Origin of the sequence: Desulfosediminicola flagellatus (genome assembly GCF_005116655.2) — a bacterium.
Classification (GTDB): Bacteria; Desulfobacterota; Desulfobulbia; order Desulfobulbales; family Desulfocapsaceae; genus Desulfopila; species Desulfopila flagellata.
The window spans coordinates 1,586,643-1,604,283 of the sequence record NZ_CP050698.1 but is presented as its reverse complement, the minus strand read 5'-3'; the positions used below and the strand labels follow the sequence as shown (position 1 = coordinate 1,604,283).

Sequence of the window (17,641 nt, the reverse complement as noted above, 5' to 3'; positions counted from 1 at the left end):
CGTCAAACTGGGAAATGTACAGTAAAAAGAGTATATGAAGTATCCTCTCAGTAGCAGAGTGGCACAATTGGTACACAGTAAGACGAGCTTTTTTTCAACCGGAAAAAATCCCTGCGTTTATTTTCTAATAGAACCTGGTTGAGAGTTGGTTGGTAGCCAACATGAGTTTAACGTTAAACAGCAGGTACAGAGGTAACAATGGTACAGGTAGGAAAAATAAACAGGCTTCCGGTAAACAGCGTTCATGGCCATGAAGTGCATCTGGATGGAGGTAAGAGTGGCGACATCCCTCTTAAGGGTTCCACTTCTCGAAAATATCAGATTGGTGACATTCTGGATGTGTTTGTCTATGTGGACAGGGAACAGAATGTAATGGCAACCATTCATAAGCCATATGTGCTGATGGGTGAATTCGCCAAATTGACGGCTGTGTCAACTTCAAAAGTTGGAGCATTTCTGGGCTGGGGACTTGAAGACGATTTGTTTGTGCCAAAAAGCGAGCAAATCAATATCATGCGGGTAGGACAACCGTATGTTGTGTTTGCTTTTCTGAGCGAAAAAACTCATCGTATTACAGCATCATCAAAGTTGGAAAAGTTTCTTAATAAACGACCTCCAAAATACAGAGTCGGTGAAGCTGTTGACCTTCTAATATATGGTAGATCAGATTTGGGTTATAGTGCCGTTGTCAACGGAGCTCATGTTGGAATGATCTATAATAATGAAGTTTTTCAGAAACTTGAGATTGGTCAGAAACTGCAGGGCTATGTAAAAAAGCTTCGGGAAGATTCAAAAATAGATCTGCAGTTGCAGCAAACCGGATATCAACAGGTTGATGAAATTTCTCAGAACATTTTAAACTTGATCAAGGAAAAAGGCGGAGTGGTTGGAGTTACTGATAAAAGCGCGCCTGAAGAGATCTACGCAATGTTCGGGGTAAGTAAAAAAATATTCAAAAAGTCCATAGGTGCCCTCTATAAAAAGAGGCTTATTGTGATTGAAGATAATGGAATCACATTGGTGGATTGATAGAGTAAGACCCGGTTTTAAATAGCCGGGTCTTGCAGTTTGTACTGTGGGAGGTGATGTTACTTTGACGCAACCGCAATATTCACCAGACAATTTCTCACAGCTACACTCTGCAAGCTGTCTACATGCTAAGAGAAATTGATATTTCCTGACATTTCATATTACTAAGGTCATAGACTCCATTAAGAGTAAATACCTTTCCCTTAACATTTGTAACAAACAACTGCCTACCTTCTTGATCATAATCGAGGATCTCAGCGACGCCCTCAACAAACACACCATCCATTTTCGGCTGAACATCATCTGTGTCATCCACGCGGGTGCTAAAAGTGTCTATTTTTTTGACTACATCAGATAACTACGACTTTGCCTAACACCCTTCCCATTTGTAATATAAAGTAAGCTATATAATACAATTCATTTTGACCATTATCCAATGGAGTGCAAATGCCGATCGAATTCAAATCTCATAAAAGCGAAAATTACTTTCTCTCAAAATGGTCAGGGAAAATATATGATTCAGATATGATAGAAGGATATAAATCTTTTTTCGAAAGTGATGACTGGGTTCCTGGGATGTGGGAACTAGCTGACCTAAGTGAAGTTGACTTTACCAGCATTTCACCAGAAGGTTTGATCAATTTTAATCAATTCACCAAATCCTGGTATAAAGCTAATAACATCCGAAAAACTCAAACAGCCGCTTATTGCCCTGATGATTTACAATATGGAATAGTTAAAACATATGAAACACTATCGAAAGATTCCCCTGAAATAGTACGTGTTTTTAGAGACTTGAATGAAGCAAAGAATTGGATATCAAGAGGTTCTTCCTTTCCGACTGATGACTATGTGGAATAAACTCAGCTCGAAACTATCTCGTTTATTCTCTGCCGCTTACTTCCAGTTCTTTACGTTCTTATCAACATCAGCTCTCTCAGAGATTCGCAGCAACAAGGTCAACCGATGCTTCTTGGAACAGGAAGAATATTGATAATCTACTTCGTCAGTTTAATTCAGGTTCATCCGGCTAAAGTATACTTTGGCGTCGCCCCGCCAAAACAACTTTTTTGACACAGATTCATTGTAGTTTAATAGAGTTGAACTGGCCAACTCTATAAACGAATAAGGGGCAATAAATGACAGTTCTCCAGTAGCCCAATAGACTTGCTGACTTTTACGCTTATTCAAACTCTATCAGGGTTCATGAACACCTGGTTAAACAAAGCCGACCACACCAGAGAACGACAAGCGTTCGTCGGCAAATCTCAGTCTCAAATTGAAGATTTCACAATATTCTAATTTTTATTGAAACAACATCGCATTGCTATTGGATGCAAGCAGTTTTTCGCGTCTTATTACAAATTCGTCATTTCATCAATTTCACACCGTATTTCCCCACCTCCTATCCATATAAATATATTCGCGAATAAACAGAAAGATGCCGGAGCCTATGACCTTAGAGAGAGCTTATGACTCGCTACGATCTCACCCAATCTTTCCTTAGTCATTTAGCAATTACTCACGATGTCATACGATGGCTGAATAATTGTCTCCACTGACTAATAGCAACCTGCCAACCTGCTAATCTACCTACCTACCAACTCGAGCATAAATAAACTGTATTTTCGGGATCATAAACTCATTCAATCCAATTCCCTATTTCGTTTATCACATTTTTGACACACATATTTGTAATACTTTTTTATTTATTGAACTTTAACTTAAATATTGACTGAAATTTCAGTTTGTGTTTCATTCTTGTAAATCAAACAAGCATGCCAATTCGTAAAAGGACCAAATATGTCAGAAAAAACATCTGAAAGCAGTAGCTTAGAAAAACGAGAATACCCATCTCTCGACAAAGGGCACTCACTCAAAGACCAAGTTTATGAAAAGCTCAGCAGCATGCTGAGAAAGGGTGAGCTTTTTCCAGGTTCAACAATAGACCAAAAAAAAATCTGCAAAGAACTGAATATAAGCAGAACTCCGCTAAACAATGCCCTCATACGACTTGATGCAGAAGGGATTGTAACTATTCACCCCCGAAGTCGAGTGACTGTCAACAAACTGGAAGAAGAAGACATTCAATATCTTTATGAAATAATAGGAACTATAGAGAGCACGCTTATAACTAAAGGATGTCAAAAATATTCCCCTGAGAGAATAAAACGGATGAATGCGCTGAATGCAGAGATGAAATCCTGTATCGAAGATATGGATCTGACATCATATGGGAATCTCCATTATGAATTTCATCAAATTTTCATAGAGATGGCACCCAACGTCTTTGCAGAAAGAATTTTACGTCCAATAAAGAATCGATTATGGGATTTCCCGCAAAAAACATTCCCAAAGCAATGGTATCTGAATGCATGTGCAGAACATCAAATGATCATTGATGCCCTATCGGAAAAAGACATCCACAAGGCGGTTTCATGCCTCAAGGATCTCCATTGGAATTTTCAATACAACAAAGAATATATTCAGAAAGTTTACTACCTATAGTCCGCCCTGCCTCAAATCCACTACGAAACAGAAAGGAGAAACGAATGAAAAAATTTAGGATTTTACTTGTGGCTATTTTTGCAGCTCACCTAACCGTTCCAGCACTGACACTTGGAGCAGATTTCAACATCAAACTACAAAGTTACTATCCCGCCGGCATGATGAATGCTGAAAAACAATTTGCCGAAAAAGTGGCAAAAGAAAGCAATGGAAAAATTCAAATTATTCCATATTCCGGAGGAGAACTCGTCCCTTCCAGTCAGATATTGAGTGCTGTCAAAACAGGAACCATCGGAATGGGCCGCGGGATGGGGCACCACTTCACAGAAACTCCAATAGGACCGATTGAATCCGGCATGCCATTATCGTGGACATCTCCGGCAGAGGCTGAGTCAATCTTTATGGATGGTGGCTTAAAGACAATTATTGAAAGTGAGTATGGTAAACATGGAGTTAAGTACCTGGGGCCAATCTGGGCTGCACCTTACCACTTTCTCAGCAAGCGCCCTATCAAGAGTCTGGAGGATATGCGCAAAATGAAAATTCGGGCAGTGGGTGCTTCTGCAAAAATGCTCAATAAACTTGGAGTAAAAACTGTTTCAATGCCTCCAGAAGACATCTATCTAGCCCTGACAACAGGACAGATCGATGGCGTCTTATACGGCTCTGCTTTTGAATACAAAACAACAAAATACTACGAAGGCGCCCGTTTTTTTAACACATCTCCAGTGTTAGATCCGATTGTAGACAATCTTGTCATAAATATGGAACTCTGGAACTCTATCCCAAAAGACCTGCAGGACGTTATACAAAATGCCGCAGACGAGTTTAGAACCGGCTATTACAACTGGATAACCACTCAGGATGAAGCAACCATTAATGAATTGTTCAAAAATACCAGCTTTGCTTTTCCAAAGAAAGACATGAAGGAAATGACCAAAGCAGCACTCTCTGTATGGGAAGATGAAGCTAAAAAATCTGATGAGAATTACAAAGCTGTTAAAATAATTGAAAAAGCAGCTAAGGATTCAGGTCGCTTGTAAGTAGTAAGTCCACTAAGATTTCTGCGGGGTGGATAGTAGTATAATCGCCCCGCACTTCCTCCATCGAGTTCATGCAAAACTATAAAAAAGCTCTATCATTATTTGTTATTGCGATAACAAAAACAAATCAAATCATTGCCTATGGAACAGCCATTATCTTACTGTTTTTTGGTGGCACCATGCTTTACGAAGCAATATCCAGGCATTTTTTCAACAACCCTACTATTTGGGCTTTCGAGTTCAGCAAAATGTCATTTGGTCTCTACATGATCTGGGCAGGAGCCTATACTCTATTACGTGGAGAACATGTAAGTATGGATATTTTTTATAGTAAGTGGTCTCCGCGGGCTAAAGCCACAATCGATTCGATCACATTTATTTTTTTTGCACTTTCCCTATTGCTGTTACTTTACCTTGTTACATCAGACGCTCTGAATTCCATATCATTCAAAGAAACATCCAACTCAACACTGGCCCAACCTCTTTATCAGTGGCGTGCAAGCCTCGTCATCGGGCTTCTGCTTCTCTTTCTTCAAGGTATGGCTGAATTTATTAAAAAATTATGGTTTGCCATACACAATGAGGCCTTGCTGTGAGTAATATAACATCTAACACCTCTTTAAAAATATTATCGATTTTATATTGCCTCTACCTTTGTATTGTTGGTGGATTGTATTTGGCGGACATGTTTGACCCTACAAACACAGTAGGGGTTTCAATCTTCATGTTTTGCAGCATGCTACTTCTCATGAGCACAGGTCTACCTATTGCTTTTTGTCTTTCTACTGTTGCCATCGTTACTGCATTGATTTTTGAACCCAACCTGATAAACATGCTGCTATTCCAGTTTAAGGACTTCACATTGGAATCCGGCAAGACATTAATATGTATTCCATTATTCATTTTTATGGGATTCATCCTTCATTGTTCCGGAATTGCAAAAGATCTTTTTGATGCTGTTTATCTATGGGCAGGTGGCCTGCGGGGTGGCCTTGGAATGGGCACAATCCTCATTTGTGCTATTATGGCAGCTATGATTGGCGTCAGTAGTGCGGCCACTCTTTCTATGGGAATTATTGCCGTCCCGGCAATGTTATCTCGAAATTACGATAAAAAAATCGCAACGGGTATTGTCCAGGCTGGTGGAGCACTAGGTTTTCTCATACCTCCAAGCATTATGATGATCATGTATGCCTTTGTAGCGCAGGAATCAGTCGGTCGGCTCTTCGCTGCAGGGCTTGTCCCTGGACTTATGCTTGCCTCAATGTACATGATTTATATCGGAATTAAAGCATATGCTCATCCGGAGCTGGCTCCTGCACTTCCCCCAGAAGAACGAGGATCGATAAAGGAAAAGGTCGTTGCCCTCAAATATCTCATCCTTCCCTCTATTATTATTTTTGGTGTATTGGGCTGCATATTTACAGGAATTACCTCCCCTACTGAAGCAGCAGCGCTTGGTGCTGCCGGAGCAATTATCAGTGCTGCCATTCGCAGAACCCTTACCTTTGAAAATTTCAAAGAAAGCTTAATGAGAACCTTAAGCCTGTCAGGATTCAATGCCTACATTATTTTAGGAGCGATAGTATTCAGTTCAGTCTATAGCGGATTGGGCGCATCGAATATGATACGAGAATCCTTAACCAGCATGAACGTCAACCCATGGGTTGTCGTTGTCATGATGCAGCTAAGTTTTTTCTTCCTCGGAATGTTTTTAGATGACATTGCTATTCTTTTTCTTTGCATGCCAATCTACGTTCCAATTATTAAGACATTGGGACTTGATCCAGTCTGGTTTGCTGTTTTGTATGTTATGAATATGCAAATGGCCTATATTACACCACCTTACGGCCTTAATCTTTTTTACATGAAAGCGGTCGCCCCGAAAGAGGTTACACTCAGTGATATTTATCGATCTATTGTTCCTTTCTTAGCCCTTCAGGCTATTGCACTTGGTTTACTCCTGGCGTTTCCTGAAATAGCACTATGGTTACCAAGTCTGCTGTTTGACTATTTTCAAATGATGATCCATCCAGACCTTCTCTTGAGTAAACTGGATGTACTCATTCATTACCCCAGTCTTTATAAGGTGTTGATCAATAACCCGCAAATGCTCTTTGATGCTGGAAACATGACCAATATTTTAAGCAACACCCAAGTTACAAGTATTCTTTTTAACAATTCGGATTTTCAGAAATTCCTGATCAGCAGTCCTGAATTCGTTACAATGCTACTTGAGAACGATTGGTTAATACAGTTTCCAGCAATGAACGAATTTTTACAGCAGAGTCAACATTTTCTTGATTCTCATCAACAAATTAAATCCCTTATGCAATAAGGAGTTGCAATGCCAGTTAAGAAAATCGTATATCAACCCGTTGACTCCCTACAATCTCCGCGATTCAGCGGAGTTAGAACCTATATGCGATTACCCCATGGTCAAGAGCTTGAAGATGCAGATGTTGCAGTATTTGGTGTCCCTTTTGACACCGGTGTTTCTTTTCGCCCCGGGGCGAGATTCGGGCCTGCTGCGATCCGAGATGAATCTTCAATCCTTAAGCCCTATTGCCCCCTAACTGATGTTAACATTTTTGAAAATATTTCAGTTCTCGATTATGGAGATATAAATACTGTACCAGGCTACATAGAAGACAGTTTCCAGAGAATAGAAGCCAACATGGAAGACATATGCAGGGCTGGTGTAATTCCCGTATGCATGGGGGGAGACCACTCCATAAGCCTCCCTCTTCTACGAGGGCTGACCAAGGCCTTAGGAACACCTGTTTCCCTTTTACATTTTGATGCTCACAGCGACACTATTCCAGGTTACTTTGGACAGAAATATAACCATGGTACTCCCTTTTATTGGGCCATTGAAGAAGGGCTGATTGATCCAGAACACTCAATTCAAGTTGGTATTCGGGGTCCACTTTATAGCAAAGATGCACTTGACTACCCAAAAAACAAAGGGTTAGAAATTATTACGGGCCCTCAGCTCCACGAAAAAGGTATAGATGAATCAGTGAAAGCCATCAGGAAGCGTATTAAAGGGCAGCCGGTTTATGTGAGTTTTGATGTAGATTTTCTTGATGCAGCTTATGCACCAGGCACAGGCACACCCGAAATAGGAGGCTTCACAACGCACCAGGCATTGCAGTTAATGGTGCGTTCATGTCTGGGCATGGATTTAAAAGGAATGGATTTGGTTGAAGTCATGCCAGCTCAAGACAACGCCGGTATTACAGCCCTGGCTGGTGCATCACTGATTCACCTGTTTTTAGCTTTAGTAGCCAAAGGAGTCGAGTCACAGTCTGAATCATAAACCACAAAACCCGGTTCTAAACAAACCGGGTTTTGTATGTAAAACACGTATGTTATTCCCAGCCTAATCAAAAACAGTTCGAGGCAACACCTTTACCTGCTCAGCAATCTCAGGTACTTTATGCTCCCACTCAATCGCCATCATATACACACCGTGGACGCCCTCCAGCTCCCTGAACTCTTCAATCTGCTCACAGCCAATCTTGATGCCCTCATCGGCGACCTTTTTCTTGTCGCCCCCTTTTAGGCGATCGATAATTTCATCAGGCACATCCATTCCAGGCACCTTGGTTTTCATATACCTCGCCATACCAATACTCTTCATCGGCGTGTCACCTGACAGAATATAGATTTGGTCGGTGAGGCCTTCTTCATTCGCCACGTGAATAAATTCACGGAATCTATCCATGTTGTAGATACATTGTGTCTGGATAAAGTCGGCACCAGCTTCGATCTTCTTCGCCAATCCGTTAACGCGCCACTCATACGGTTCTGCAAATGGATTGCTGGCCGTGCCAATAAACATCTTTAATGGATGCTCGATTTCGCCGCCACTTAAAAACAATCCATCATCACGCATCTGCTTGACCATTGCGATCAGCTGAATCGAATCAATATCAAAAACACCCTTGGCATCCGGATGATCACCAGACAGACACAGCATATTTTTGATACCCATGGCTGCCCCGCCAAGAATATCCACCTGCATAGCCAGACGGTTTCTGTCCCTGCACACCATTTGATAGTTGGGCTCAAGCCCTTCCTCAAGTATCAATAGCGATGCCGCCCAGCTGGACATTCTCACTACTGCGGTCTGGTTGTCAGTGATGTTAACGGAATCGACATTCCCTTTCAGAAATTTTGCCTTCTCCTTCACTTCTGCGGGATCTGTTCCTCTTGGGGGGGCCCAGCTCACCAGTGAAGGCAAAATGCCCCCCCCTTTCAGGACTTTTTCCAGGTTACTATGGCAATTATTGTTCGTTTCTGTGCTCATATGTCATCCTCTGGTTCGATATAGTAGTTAGAGGAAAAAAGATTGGGTCATTCAAACCAATTACTTTGCCATTTTTTCCGTTTTTTGGTGTCCGGGCTGAACCACGCCTGCCCGTAAATACTTACCAATGAGTTGGAGTACCCGCTTATCTTCTATTCGTCTAGATACTCGCGCCATGAGCAGATCATGATCCACCCGATCGAAAAACTTCGATAGGTCTGCATCTACTGCATAGCAACGGTCTTCACGAATATATGACTGGACACTCCGAATCGCATCATGCGCTGATCTACCTGGCCTGAATCCGAAGCTCGATTCCGAGAACTCATAATCGAACCACGGCCCTATAACCTGAGTTATTACCTGTTGTATGACCCGGTCAAGCACAGTCGGGATACCAAGCGGACGCATACTTCCATCGTCCTTTTTCGATCTCGACGCGCAGTACCGGTTGGGGAGTATATCTACCTGCTAGAATAGTGGTGCGTATCTCCCGCCAACATTCTCGGTAATGGTAAGGGAAGTCTTCAATGGTTACTCGGTCTACGCCAGAGGCACCTTGATTCGACTTTACCTTTTGCCATGCCTGAGAAATATTTTCGGATGAAACGATACGCTCAAGTGAAATGGGATGTAAAGGCTGTTTTCCCGTAACGCGCATAGATGCTGCTCTCCCGGTCGGGATCGGTGCAACAATATAGCTTACGAGGACTTTTCCTTTGTTCTTCATGTTTGGCCCTTCAGTGGGGTGAGTCTTCCCGGCTTTTCTATTCACCGAGCTCGTTTCCAGACACCTATCCACGTTTGGTGTCGTCCTACATCTACTATGGCCGCTGCTGACTCCTGCCTCATCACAGCCGATGTTACCACCGACCGCGCTCCTGTTTCCAGACGCGAGAGAGACAGGCCTTCCCGGGCTCTTTTCAGTACCCCCTTGAGGGGTGTAATTGCGTGAACTTCTGATGAGCAGGTAAGCGACCAAAGGGAGACTCCGATCGTGTCATTTACCGTATCTCCTGATCCTAGGGCTTAAACATGTTGCACCCTAACTACCGGGCATTCATATGCTGTCTTACCCAGAGACTCGGCCTTATATGACATTTCTGTCCGTCGACCCACATCGTTACACTTAGGCTTCCTCCAAACACCACCTCGCGGTAATGCTCTTGCCTTCGGTTAGTGTTTCGTGTTAAGCCTTTAACTTAACACAGGATCACACACAGGGGACTTTAACCCCATTAGTTCACGCCCATGCCGGGCGCACACAAAACCATAAACGCGGACTCGCAAACAGCGCGGTCCGGTTATTAAATCGTTATCAATAAAAAACACAAAAACAGTAAGCAGACATGACTAAAACATTCAATTTCGAATCATTGTTAGAGTATGATTTTTACCATTTAAGATATGGAAAAGGTGCAGTGATTATAGCTGTTCAAAAGGAAGAAATTGCAAGTGCAAAAAAACAGTTCGAAAAGAATGAAAAAATTATATTGGAGAATCTGAGGGAAGTTAAGAAGGCCGAAAAACTGAGACTTCATGATTTAAAGCAAAAGTTGAGAAAGGTTGTAGGTGAGGTAATCAGACGAGATCGTGTGGTCAGTGAAGAAGAGGTAAAATTAAAGAAGGAGATCGAAAACTTGGAGTACAAGCTTACTCACTTAAATTACAAGGAAAAATCCTATTTCACAAATTTCCAAAAGGCAATGTTTTACACACATAACTTAGCAGCCACTAATGAAGTTAACACTAGAATTGATCCGATTTTAAAAATTGAAGAACACGACAATTTTATTGAGGTATTACTTTGTTTCAATGACACAATTTCTGGAGTTCATAATTATCACCAAAAAATTATGAGCCATAACCCACTTCAAAGTTCTATTAAAGCCACAAGTTCAGAAATTAGTGGCAGTGTTAAGAGAATTATTCCAAAAGATAATGTAACTTTAGAAATAATATCCGAATCTGGTGTTGAGTTCAACAATAGGTAAGCAGTAAATCAAAAACAAATTATAGATAACAAAATGTTCAACAAGGACTGCTGTCAGACGGCGAATCATTTCTTAAAACTTACGTGGTTAATAAAAATTCTAAAATCCTTTGAGAGTTCAAAAGTGCCAGCAGCCTTCTAGCTTCATGTTATATTTTTCCAGAAACTAATCCATGAATAACAACACCAAATATGCAACAAGTCGATGGTTGATATTTATTTAATTTTTTGCAAAAATATCAGGATTATTATAACCAATTGATCCACATTCAACAGCAATGGATATAGTTGGGCTAGTTTTATGTGTATTTTTTATGATTGGGTTGTATTTAGGTTCAAGAGGATCAGGAGTCCCTTTATCTTTCCAGCTCGTTATCCACTTAATTTTCCCCATCCATCAAGGTTCATTTTGGTACTATATTTGTTGTTGATTTTCGCATCAATAGTTTACTACGAGTAGTTTTGGTAATAAAATACTAAAAGCAATTAAATATTACATACCCAGTCACTCCAGGTGATTTACTGAGGTCGGTGAGTTATTGAAAAGAGGGGGTTCAATATATTTCGATATCAACTAAAAACAACAGTTTCAAATTCAACTCACCACTTAGTTCGATGTTATGTTTTGACAATGAATAAAAAGAACATTAAATCAACCCTCCTTACCACAATTATAATTATACCATCAATAGGTATATTAATATTTAGAGTAATTGATTCATATTATGGGTTTAAATACACAGAAGTCTTGGTTGGCCCAATACTTGAACCGTTTATTAAGAAATATCCTCTGGCAGTACTAATAATTACAGGTCTTTATTTGGGATATAGATTTTTATCTATGACAATAAAAGTAGATGTTGCACTGAAAGACAAAGACGAACAATAGAGCTTTAAATACAACAATATACAATTAACATAACTAGCCAATAAACGTGGAACCGTAAAAATCGTTCCAGCTGGTTACCACAAAGCCATACAATAAAACAATGAAAAATGCTCTTATCATCATATGTCTTTTGATTTTACAGTCATGTTCAAATGACAACGAAATTGCATATTATGAAAACTTTGATATGCCAATATATCCTTCAGGACGTAATGTCATATTGAGTAATGATTCTTACATCATGGCTAAGAAGGTCAATTATGAATTGAATGGCAGCTTTTCACCCGATAAAATATTTAAGTACTACAATCAGAAATTATCGAGTTTCAGTTTCCAAGAGAATATGCGAAATACTTTCTATAAATACGACATCTCTAATAGTGAATTCATTGCAGATGGCAACTGGAATCAACCTCCTGCAATTTATCATAAGGGGTGGTTAAACTCTGACAAAAACACCATAATTAAAGTTTCCATTCATTACAAACCTGAAAACAACACTCATGTCGGCATATTAATGCATCCAAATGTCAATCCTGAGTTATTGAACGATTTCAGAGAATATTTGAAAACATTAGATAATGAAAATGATTTTTATGACCTCTACTCTAAGTACCCAGGCCCAGGAAACACGCTAGATTTGCAAAAAGCATTACAACAGGAACCAGAAAACCAAATTCTCAAAAATTTCGCTGAATTTGAAAAACAAGGTAGAATCGAACTAGAAAATAACTATGAAGAATTTAATTAACATTTTCTACAACCAAACTTTCGGATTGGACTAGCTGAAGTTCGTCCCTCAACATCACATTATTCTTTTTTCCTTCAAAATTCAAAATATAGGATAACTATGAAAATTAAGCTTATTTTATTGACTATTATAATTGGTTTCTTTTTTTCAGGTAATGCTTTAGCAAAAAATATACACCTTGATGGTTATGATGTAGAAGTGAAGTGGGAACAAATAGGTAAAAAGAAAGTGAAAGTCTGGGGTAGTGTATCTAATGGTGAAGCATGTCCAAGTCTGAATTTGACAGTCACACTAGAAAACACGAAAGATCCAGCAGCGAAATGTGTAATAGATAAAAGCCTAATAGATTACGATAAAACAATCACAGAATTCAAAGGAAAAGACAAAATCAAAATCAGCAAAAAACATGCAGACAATTGGTTTCTAAAAATGGTAGATGTTAAATGTGTTAAATGATATTTTACAAATCGAATTAAAATATTAAACAACAGAACCATCAAAACGGACTAACTGAAACTCACCGCCAAACTCACTGCGGGAGTTATGGGTTGCATCATCAAAAATTACAATGAGAGTATAGATGAAAATACATTTAACAAAAAAAGAATATAGAAACCTTCTAGATATACTGTCTATTTCTGATTGGGTAATGAATGCACATCGTAATGAAGTGGAAGCTAAGTGTAAACCGTATAATGAATTACAACAGAAAATATTATCATACGCAAGAGACTTTGGTTGCGATGATGTCGTTGAGTCAGATAAGAATTCGAATACATATTATTTGACTCATATGGATGATGATGAAGCAATATCTAACGAATTTATAAAAGAATATGAAGAGGAATTCTTTTGGGATGAATTAACTAGTAGATTATCCCAACGCGATTTGATTGAAGAAAAAGGCTATGATGCAGTTGTTGAAATGAAACCTATTGAACGAATGACCAAAACAGAGGAATTCTCTGATAAATATCATGATGAATTTGAAAATAATGGGATCAAAAATTTAATCATTAAAAAATAGACATAATGAATAAGGAAAAATTGTGAAAGCGACCTCTCTACCTAAGGCTGAGTTTTGGTGGTAATTATCTAGGATTATGGATCTTTTACTGAGAAGGGTAAATGTATCTTTTGGTAATTTTGGAGCAATGTTCCATATCTAATTTTGGCTTTGTAATAGATATTCTCTGATATATTTCAATTGTTGATAAGTCCTTACCGCCATTTTGCATGACGTTGAGCGCATAGCCCTCCCCCTCCCGCTTTTTGCTCATCGATATTTGTGGTGGTAGATATGGTCCATCCCAATTGCCTTACTCATTATTTCAGGATTGGTTCGAGAAATTAGATGACTAGGTAGTACCGTTTACGTCGTCCACTCATCCTGAAATTTCATTGTTCTACTCCTGCATCCCGGACAGATCCCAACTGGCATGGAATCACTTCCGCTGAATGGATCGTAGTCATCTCCAAAACCTTCTGGTGGCCTATCAGTAATTGGTCCCGCTGACCCAAACTGCCCCTCCACCCTACAATTATCACAGATCAGGCTTGGCGTTGGTTCATGCTCACTAACAACAATATCCTGAATACAAGCTGGGCCCCGAACTGTATATAGAGCTATTTCCTCCTCTGTTTGCTCATTACCTGCATAAAACTGTGATGTAGATTGTTGCAAATAATATTGAGCTCCACAGTGGCGGCAATACATTGCGGTAATATATTCTCCGTCATAACCGTGATACGATCCGATAGAGATTGTAAGTTCGCACTCTGAACAGGCATAATCTTTGGGCATTGACTCTTCTCAAATTCTATTTCGTGTGTAAAAAAACATAGGTAATTGTAATTCTGATTGAATACTCTGCCCTCTTCCAAATATCCAGACTAATATGAATCTTCTTTTTTTGCTAAAGCCTATATCCTGAACCCTCAAACCACAAAACCCGGTTCTAAACGAACCGGGTTTTGTATGTAAAACACGTATGTTATTCTCAGCCTAATCGAAAACAGGTCGAGGCAACACCTTTGCCTGCTCAGCAATCTCAGGCACTTTATGCTCCCATTCAATCGCCATCATATGCACACCGTGGACCCCCTTCAACTCCTTGAACTCTTCAATCTGCTCACAGGCAATCTTGATGCCCTCATCGGCGACCTTTTTCTTGTCGACCCCTTTTAGGCGATCGATGATTTCATCGGGCACATCCATTCCCGGCACCTTGGTTTTCATATACCTCGCCATACCGATACTCTTCATCGGTGTGACACCTGCCAGGATATAAATTTGATCGGTGAGGCCTTCTTCATTAGCCACGTGAATAAATTCACGGAATCTATCCATGTTGTAGATACATTGTGTCTGGATAAAGTCGGCACCGGCTTCGATCTTCTTGGCCAATCTGTTGACGCGCCACTCATACGGTTCTGCAAATGGATTACTGGCCGCGCCAATAAACATCTTCGGCGGATGCTCGATTTCACCACCGCTTAAAAACAATCCATCATCACGCATCTGTTTGACCATTGCGATCAGCTGAATCGAATCAATATCAAAAACACCCTTGGCATCCGGATGATCACCGAACTGCTGATGATCACCAGACAGACACAGCATATTTTTGATACCCATGGCTGCCCCGCCAAGAATATCCGCCTGCATAGCCAGACGGTTCCTGTCCCTGCACACCATTTGATAGTTGGGCTCAAGCCCTTCCTCAAGTATCAATAGCGATGCCGCCCAGCTGGACATTCTCACTACTGCGGTCTGGTTGTCAGTGATGTTAACGGAATCGACATTCCCTTTCAGAAATTTTGCCTTCTCCTTCACTTCAGCGGCATCTGTTCCTCTTGGGGGGCCCAGCTCACCAGTGAAGGCAAAATGTCCCCCTTTCAGGACTTTTTCCAGGTTACTTTGGCAATTATTGTTCGTTTCTGTGCTCATATATCATCCTCTGATTCGATATTTTCGTTCAGGCTCTATTTAGAGGAAAAAAGATTGGGTCATTCAACCCCATTACTTTGCCATTTTTTCCGGTTTTTTGTATCCGGGTTGAACCAGGTCTCTCGGGGCCTGATCCTTCCAGCCGCGGGTGACGTTTATACTCTTGATGGCATCCAACCTGTCCTGGCCTTTGAGACGATCATAGATCCTGAACCAGGCACACGGCTGATCATTACTAATCTCACAGTTCCCTTTGTTCGTTCCTCCACAGGGGCCATTCAACAACCCTTTTGCGCACAAGGTTATCGGACATATACCGCCAGTAAAGCCGAGAACACATTGGCTACACGAACGGCAACGCTCTTCATACCAGCCCACGGCCTGATTTACCGCAAGACCGCTGGTGTCGACTGCCGGAAATGTGGGTATCTTTGGATATCGTTCTGCGAGAAATTGAATACCTACACCACAAGCCATTGACAGCAGCGCATCGTATTTCCCTTCTTCGATGATGGTATCGAGTTCGGCCAGGTATTCGCGGTCACATTGTCTCTCGACTGTGTGCGCGTAAATATCGATGGGCTCCTCGTCTAAGCGTCGTGCCATCTCAAGTTCGGTATTGAGGATGGCCACTTCCTTTTCCCCGCCTGTCAGGCAAACGGAGACGCAGGTTCCGCAGCCGATGTTCAGGACCTTGGTATACCCCTGGAGCATCTCCTTGATCTCGGCAAAGGGCTTTCTATTTGCAACTATCATAGTATATCCTCCAATACGGACCGGATTGTGTTGAACTTCCCTTCCGGTCCGATTGATTCAATGATTTAAATAATGCTACAGGCCGACGTTAGCGAGATCAGGCCCGAGGTATACTCTTTCGTTCTCTCCGAGCATTCCCATGGACAGGCATATAAGTGTCCAGAGATGCAGGGTATGCCAACTCCCGTTAAAATGTTCACATAAATCATGAACCTGAGCATGACAGTTATGACATGGCGTGATGGCGTATTGAGCGCCTGTGGCCGCTATCTGCTCGGCCTTCAGGCGACCATATTCACGACGTTGTTCAGGAAAACCTGATTGCAGGAATCCACCGCCGCCGCCACAACAATAGTTGTTGGACTTGTTCGGTGTCATGTCGATAAAGTTCTCCTCACCGACAACCTTTTTCACCACGTAGCGCAGATCGTCGGCCACGGGGTCGCCAAAGGATTTTCGTACTAACTGACACGGGTCCTGAACGGTAAAGGTAACTTTTAGATCCTTGTTCCAGTCGGAACTCACAGGCAACCGCCCTTCCCTGATCCATTTTGCGTAATACTGAATGATGCTTGCTATCTCGAATTTATGAGGAATGTTGAATTTTTTCAGTCCGGCCCGGACTGCGAAGAGTTCGTGTCCTCATTCGGTATTGAGCCACACCTTACAGCCAAGGTCATCAACAGCCTTTGCCTTGACCTCGATGATATGTTTCCAGCTCTCGTTATCAGCGAGGAATAAACAGTAATTTTCCGCCGCCCAACCTTTGGAGCCATATGTCCAGTCAGCTCCGACCGTATTAAGAATCTTCCAGAGCGGAACCATCTCATCCGGCTCTGTCATCGGCTCCCTTGAGTTCTGATTGAGGTAGAAATTTGCGCCCACCTTGTCCATCGGGGCCAGCAGGTTTTCAAAACCCGGCTGATCCGTGCGAACCTCTTCGGCGACATCTTCAACCACAAAACGCCAGTCCTCCTCGTTTGCTCCCATGGCACTGCAGGTATCACTGCGAAGAGCCATATCACACGAACCCAGAATACCTTTCGGGCGCTCTTCCCGAGGCCGTGCCGCCCTCAGGTTAAAGACCAGTTGGGGAATATTGATTTTCATTGGGCAAACGTAGACACAACGCTCGCACATTGTACACATCCAGGGCCAGTCAGAGGCCATGAGTTCCTCATCCATGCCCATGGCTGCCATGCGTAACATTTTTCGCGGGTCCAATCCTTCAAGCCCTGTTGCCGGGCAGCCGGAAGTACAGGCCCCACAGGTAAGACACATGTCAAGGTTTCCGCCTTCGGGCAGAAGGTCCTTGACCTGGTCCATAAACCTGCTTTTCTTTTTACCGCCTATTCGTAATGCTCCTTCAGACATAATTGACTCCTTACATGAGGTGCCGTTATTTCG

The 17,641-nt window shown here is 41.5% G+C and carries 19 protein-coding genes and 1 pseudogene; 12 read left to right on the top strand and 8 right to left on the bottom strand.

What is annotated here, in order from left to right; genetic code table 11:
* Positions 1-198: 198 nt before the first annotated feature.
* The gene (locus tag FCL46_RS06695; RefSeq protein WP_136805591.1) at positions 199-1,029 is read left to right on the top strand and encodes a CvfB family protein; all 831 of its coding nucleotides are present in this window, start codon (positions 199-201) and stop codon (positions 1,027-1,029) included.
* A gap of 121 nt (positions 1,030-1,150) precedes the next feature.
* Here FCL46_RS06695 and FCL46_RS06690 read toward each other — a convergent pair whose 3' ends face one another.
* A complete protein-coding gene (locus FCL46_RS06690; protein ID WP_136805590.1) occupies positions 1,151-1,345 on the bottom strand; it encodes a hypothetical protein in 195 nt (64 codons plus the stop codon).
* A 131-nt stretch (positions 1,346-1,476) separates the two neighbouring features.
* Between FCL46_RS06690 and FCL46_RS06685 the strand changes: the two genes are divergently transcribed.
* The 6 genes from FCL46_RS06685 to speB all read left to right on the top strand — a co-directional run bounded on the left by FCL46_RS06685 (position 1,477) and on the right by speB (position 7,902).
* Positions 1,477-1,890, top strand: a complete 414-nt coding sequence (locus FCL46_RS06685; protein WP_136805589.1) for a hypothetical protein — start codon at positions 1,477-1,479, stop codon at positions 1,888-1,890.
* A gap of 942 nt (positions 1,891-2,832) precedes the next feature.
* A complete protein-coding gene (locus FCL46_RS06680; protein WP_136805588.1) occupies positions 2,833-3,537 on the top strand; it encodes a GntR family transcriptional regulator in 705 nt (234 codons plus the stop codon).
* 44 nt (positions 3,538-3,581) lie between these two features.
* Positions 3,582-4,580: a TRAP transporter substrate-binding protein DctP gene (dctP, locus tag FCL46_RS06675; RefSeq protein WP_167505755.1), complete on the top strand. Its 999-nt coding sequence runs from the start codon at positions 3,582-3,584 to the stop codon at positions 4,578-4,580.
* A gap of 71 nt (positions 4,581-4,651) precedes the next feature.
* Positions 4,652-5,176 carry a TRAP transporter small permease subunit gene (locus FCL46_RS06670; protein WP_136805586.1) on the top strand — a complete coding sequence of 175 codons (525 nt, stop codon included), beginning with the start codon at positions 4,652-4,654 and terminating at the stop codon, positions 5,174-5,176.
* Between the two features lie 152 nt (positions 5,177-5,328).
* A complete protein-coding gene (locus FCL46_RS06665) occupies positions 5,329-6,918 on the top strand; it encodes a TRAP transporter large permease (RefSeq protein WP_217909575.1) in 1,590 nt (529 codons plus the stop codon).
* A 9-nt stretch (positions 6,919-6,927) separates the two neighbouring features.
* Complete coding sequence (speB, locus tag FCL46_RS06660; protein WP_136805585.1) at positions 6,928-7,902, top strand: agmatinase; 975 nt, start codon at positions 6,928-6,930, stop codon at positions 7,900-7,902.
* A 63-nt stretch (positions 7,903-7,965) separates the two neighbouring features.
* On the opposite strand, the pseudogene FCL46_RS06655 reads toward speB, so the two are convergent.
* The 3 genes and pseudogenes from FCL46_RS06655 to FCL46_RS28160 all read right to left on the bottom strand — a co-directional run bounded on the left by FCL46_RS06655 (position 7,966) and on the right by FCL46_RS28160 (position 9,625).
* Positions 7,966-8,895, bottom strand: a pseudogene (locus tag FCL46_RS06655) (methylenetetrahydrofolate reductase).
* 60 nt (positions 8,896-8,955) lie between these two features.
* A complete protein-coding gene (locus tag FCL46_RS06650) occupies positions 8,956-9,306 on the bottom strand; it encodes a reverse transcriptase domain-containing protein (protein WP_267313714.1) in 351 nt (116 codons plus the stop codon).
* Positions 9,275-9,625: a reverse transcriptase family protein gene (locus tag FCL46_RS28160; RefSeq protein ID WP_228723344.1), complete on the bottom strand. Its 351-nt coding sequence runs from the start codon at positions 9,623-9,625 to the stop codon at positions 9,275-9,277. Before FCL46_RS28160 ends, FCL46_RS06650 begins: the two co-directional genes overlap by 32 nt.
* Positions 9,626-10,244: 619 nt before the next feature.
* Here FCL46_RS28160 and FCL46_RS06645 point away from each other — a divergent pair.
* From FCL46_RS06645 to FCL46_RS06625, 5 genes are all read left to right on the top strand, one after another.
* Positions 10,245-10,889, top strand: a complete 645-nt coding sequence (locus FCL46_RS06645; RefSeq protein WP_136805584.1) for a hypothetical protein — start codon at positions 10,245-10,247, stop codon at positions 10,887-10,889.
* Between the two features lie 630 nt (positions 10,890-11,519).
* On the top strand, positions 11,520-11,777 hold the full coding sequence (locus FCL46_RS06640) for a hypothetical protein (RefSeq protein ID WP_136805583.1): 258 nt from the start codon (positions 11,520-11,522) through the stop codon (positions 11,775-11,777).
* Positions 11,778-11,877: 100 nt separating this feature from the next.
* On the top strand, positions 11,878-12,528 hold the full coding sequence (locus tag FCL46_RS06635; protein WP_136805582.1) for a hypothetical protein: 651 nt from the start codon (positions 11,878-11,880) through the stop codon (positions 12,526-12,528).
* A 99-nt stretch (positions 12,529-12,627) separates the two neighbouring features.
* The gene (locus tag FCL46_RS06630) at positions 12,628-12,984 is read left to right on the top strand and encodes a hypothetical protein (protein WP_136805581.1); all 357 of its coding nucleotides are present in this window, start codon (positions 12,628-12,630) and stop codon (positions 12,982-12,984) included.
* 124 nt (positions 12,985-13,108) lie between these two features.
* The gene (locus tag FCL46_RS06625; protein ID WP_136805580.1) at positions 13,109-13,555 is read left to right on the top strand and encodes a hypothetical protein; all 447 of its coding nucleotides are present in this window, start codon (positions 13,109-13,111) and stop codon (positions 13,553-13,555) included.
* Positions 13,556-13,900: 345 nt separating this feature from the next.
* Here the strand turns inward: FCL46_RS06625 and FCL46_RS06620 are convergent, their stop codons facing one another.
* The 4 genes from FCL46_RS06620 to FCL46_RS06605 form a co-directional block, all read right to left on the bottom strand.
* Positions 13,901-14,332, bottom strand: coding sequence for a hypothetical protein (locus FCL46_RS06620; RefSeq protein WP_136805579.1), 432 nt, complete (start codon positions 14,330-14,332; stop codon positions 13,901-13,903).
* A gap of 201 nt (positions 14,333-14,533) precedes the next feature.
* Complete coding sequence (locus FCL46_RS06615) at positions 14,534-15,478, bottom strand: methylenetetrahydrofolate reductase (RefSeq protein WP_136805578.1); 945 nt, start codon at positions 15,476-15,478, stop codon at positions 14,534-14,536.
* Positions 15,479-15,550: 72 nt separating this feature from the next.
* A complete protein-coding gene (locus tag FCL46_RS06610; RefSeq protein ID WP_136805577.1) occupies positions 15,551-16,234 on the bottom strand; it encodes a methylenetetrahydrofolate reductase C-terminal domain-containing protein in 684 nt (227 codons plus the stop codon).
* A 75-nt stretch (positions 16,235-16,309) separates the two neighbouring features.
* Positions 16,310-17,608, bottom strand: coding sequence for a (Fe-S)-binding protein (locus tag FCL46_RS06605; protein ID WP_136805576.1), 1,299 nt, complete (start codon positions 17,606-17,608; stop codon positions 16,310-16,312).
* Between the last annotated feature and the right edge of the window lie 33 nt (positions 17,609-17,641).

Coding starts and splice junctions, on each gene's coding strand:
- FCL46_RS06695 (WP_136805591.1), top strand. CDS start 199: ATGGTACAGGTAGGAAAAATAAACAGGCTTCCGGTAAACAGCGTTCAT.
- FCL46_RS06685 (WP_136805589.1), top strand. CDS start 1,477: ATGCCGATCGAATTCAAATCTCATAAAAGCGAAAATTACTTTCTCTCA.
- FCL46_RS06680 (WP_136805588.1), top strand. CDS start 2,833: ATGTCAGAAAAAACATCTGAAAGCAGTAGCTTAGAAAAACGAGAATAC.
- dctP (WP_167505755.1), top strand. CDS start 3,582: ATGAAAAAATTTAGGATTTTACTTGTGGCTATTTTTGCAGCTCACCTA.
- FCL46_RS06670 (WP_136805586.1), top strand. CDS start 4,652: ATGCAAAACTATAAAAAAGCTCTATCATTATTTGTTATTGCGATAACA.
- FCL46_RS06665 (WP_217909575.1), top strand. CDS start 5,329: ATGAGCACAGGTCTACCTATTGCTTTTTGTCTTTCTACTGTTGCCATC.
- speB (WP_136805585.1), top strand. CDS start 6,928: ATGCCAGTTAAGAAAATCGTATATCAACCCGTTGACTCCCTACAATCT.
- FCL46_RS06650 (WP_267313714.1), bottom strand. CDS start 9,306: ATGCGTCCGCTTGGTATCCCGACTGTGCTTGACCGGGTCATACAACAG.
- FCL46_RS28160 (WP_228723344.1), bottom strand. CDS start 9,625: ATGAAGAACAAAGGAAAAGTCCTCGTAAGCTATATTGTTGCACCGATC.
- FCL46_RS06645 (WP_136805584.1), top strand. CDS start 10,245: ATGACTAAAACATTCAATTTCGAATCATTGTTAGAGTATGATTTTTAC.
- FCL46_RS06640 (WP_136805583.1), top strand. CDS start 11,520: ATGAATAAAAAGAACATTAAATCAACCCTCCTTACCACAATTATAATT.
- FCL46_RS06635 (WP_136805582.1), top strand. CDS start 11,878: ATGAAAAATGCTCTTATCATCATATGTCTTTTGATTTTACAGTCATGT.
- FCL46_RS06630 (WP_136805581.1), top strand. CDS start 12,628: ATGAAAATTAAGCTTATTTTATTGACTATTATAATTGGTTTCTTTTTT.
- FCL46_RS06625 (WP_136805580.1), top strand. CDS start 13,109: ATGAAAATACATTTAACAAAAAAAGAATATAGAAACCTTCTAGATATA.
- FCL46_RS06620 (WP_136805579.1), bottom strand. CDS start 14,332: ATGCCCAAAGATTATGCCTGTTCAGAGTGCGAACTTACAATCTCTATC.
- FCL46_RS06615 (WP_136805578.1), bottom strand. CDS start 15,478: ATGAGCACAGAAACGAACAATAATTGCCAAAGTAACCTGGAAAAAGTC.
- FCL46_RS06610 (WP_136805577.1), bottom strand. CDS start 16,234: ATGATAGTTGCAAATAGAAAGCCCTTTGCCGAGATCAAGGAGATGCTC.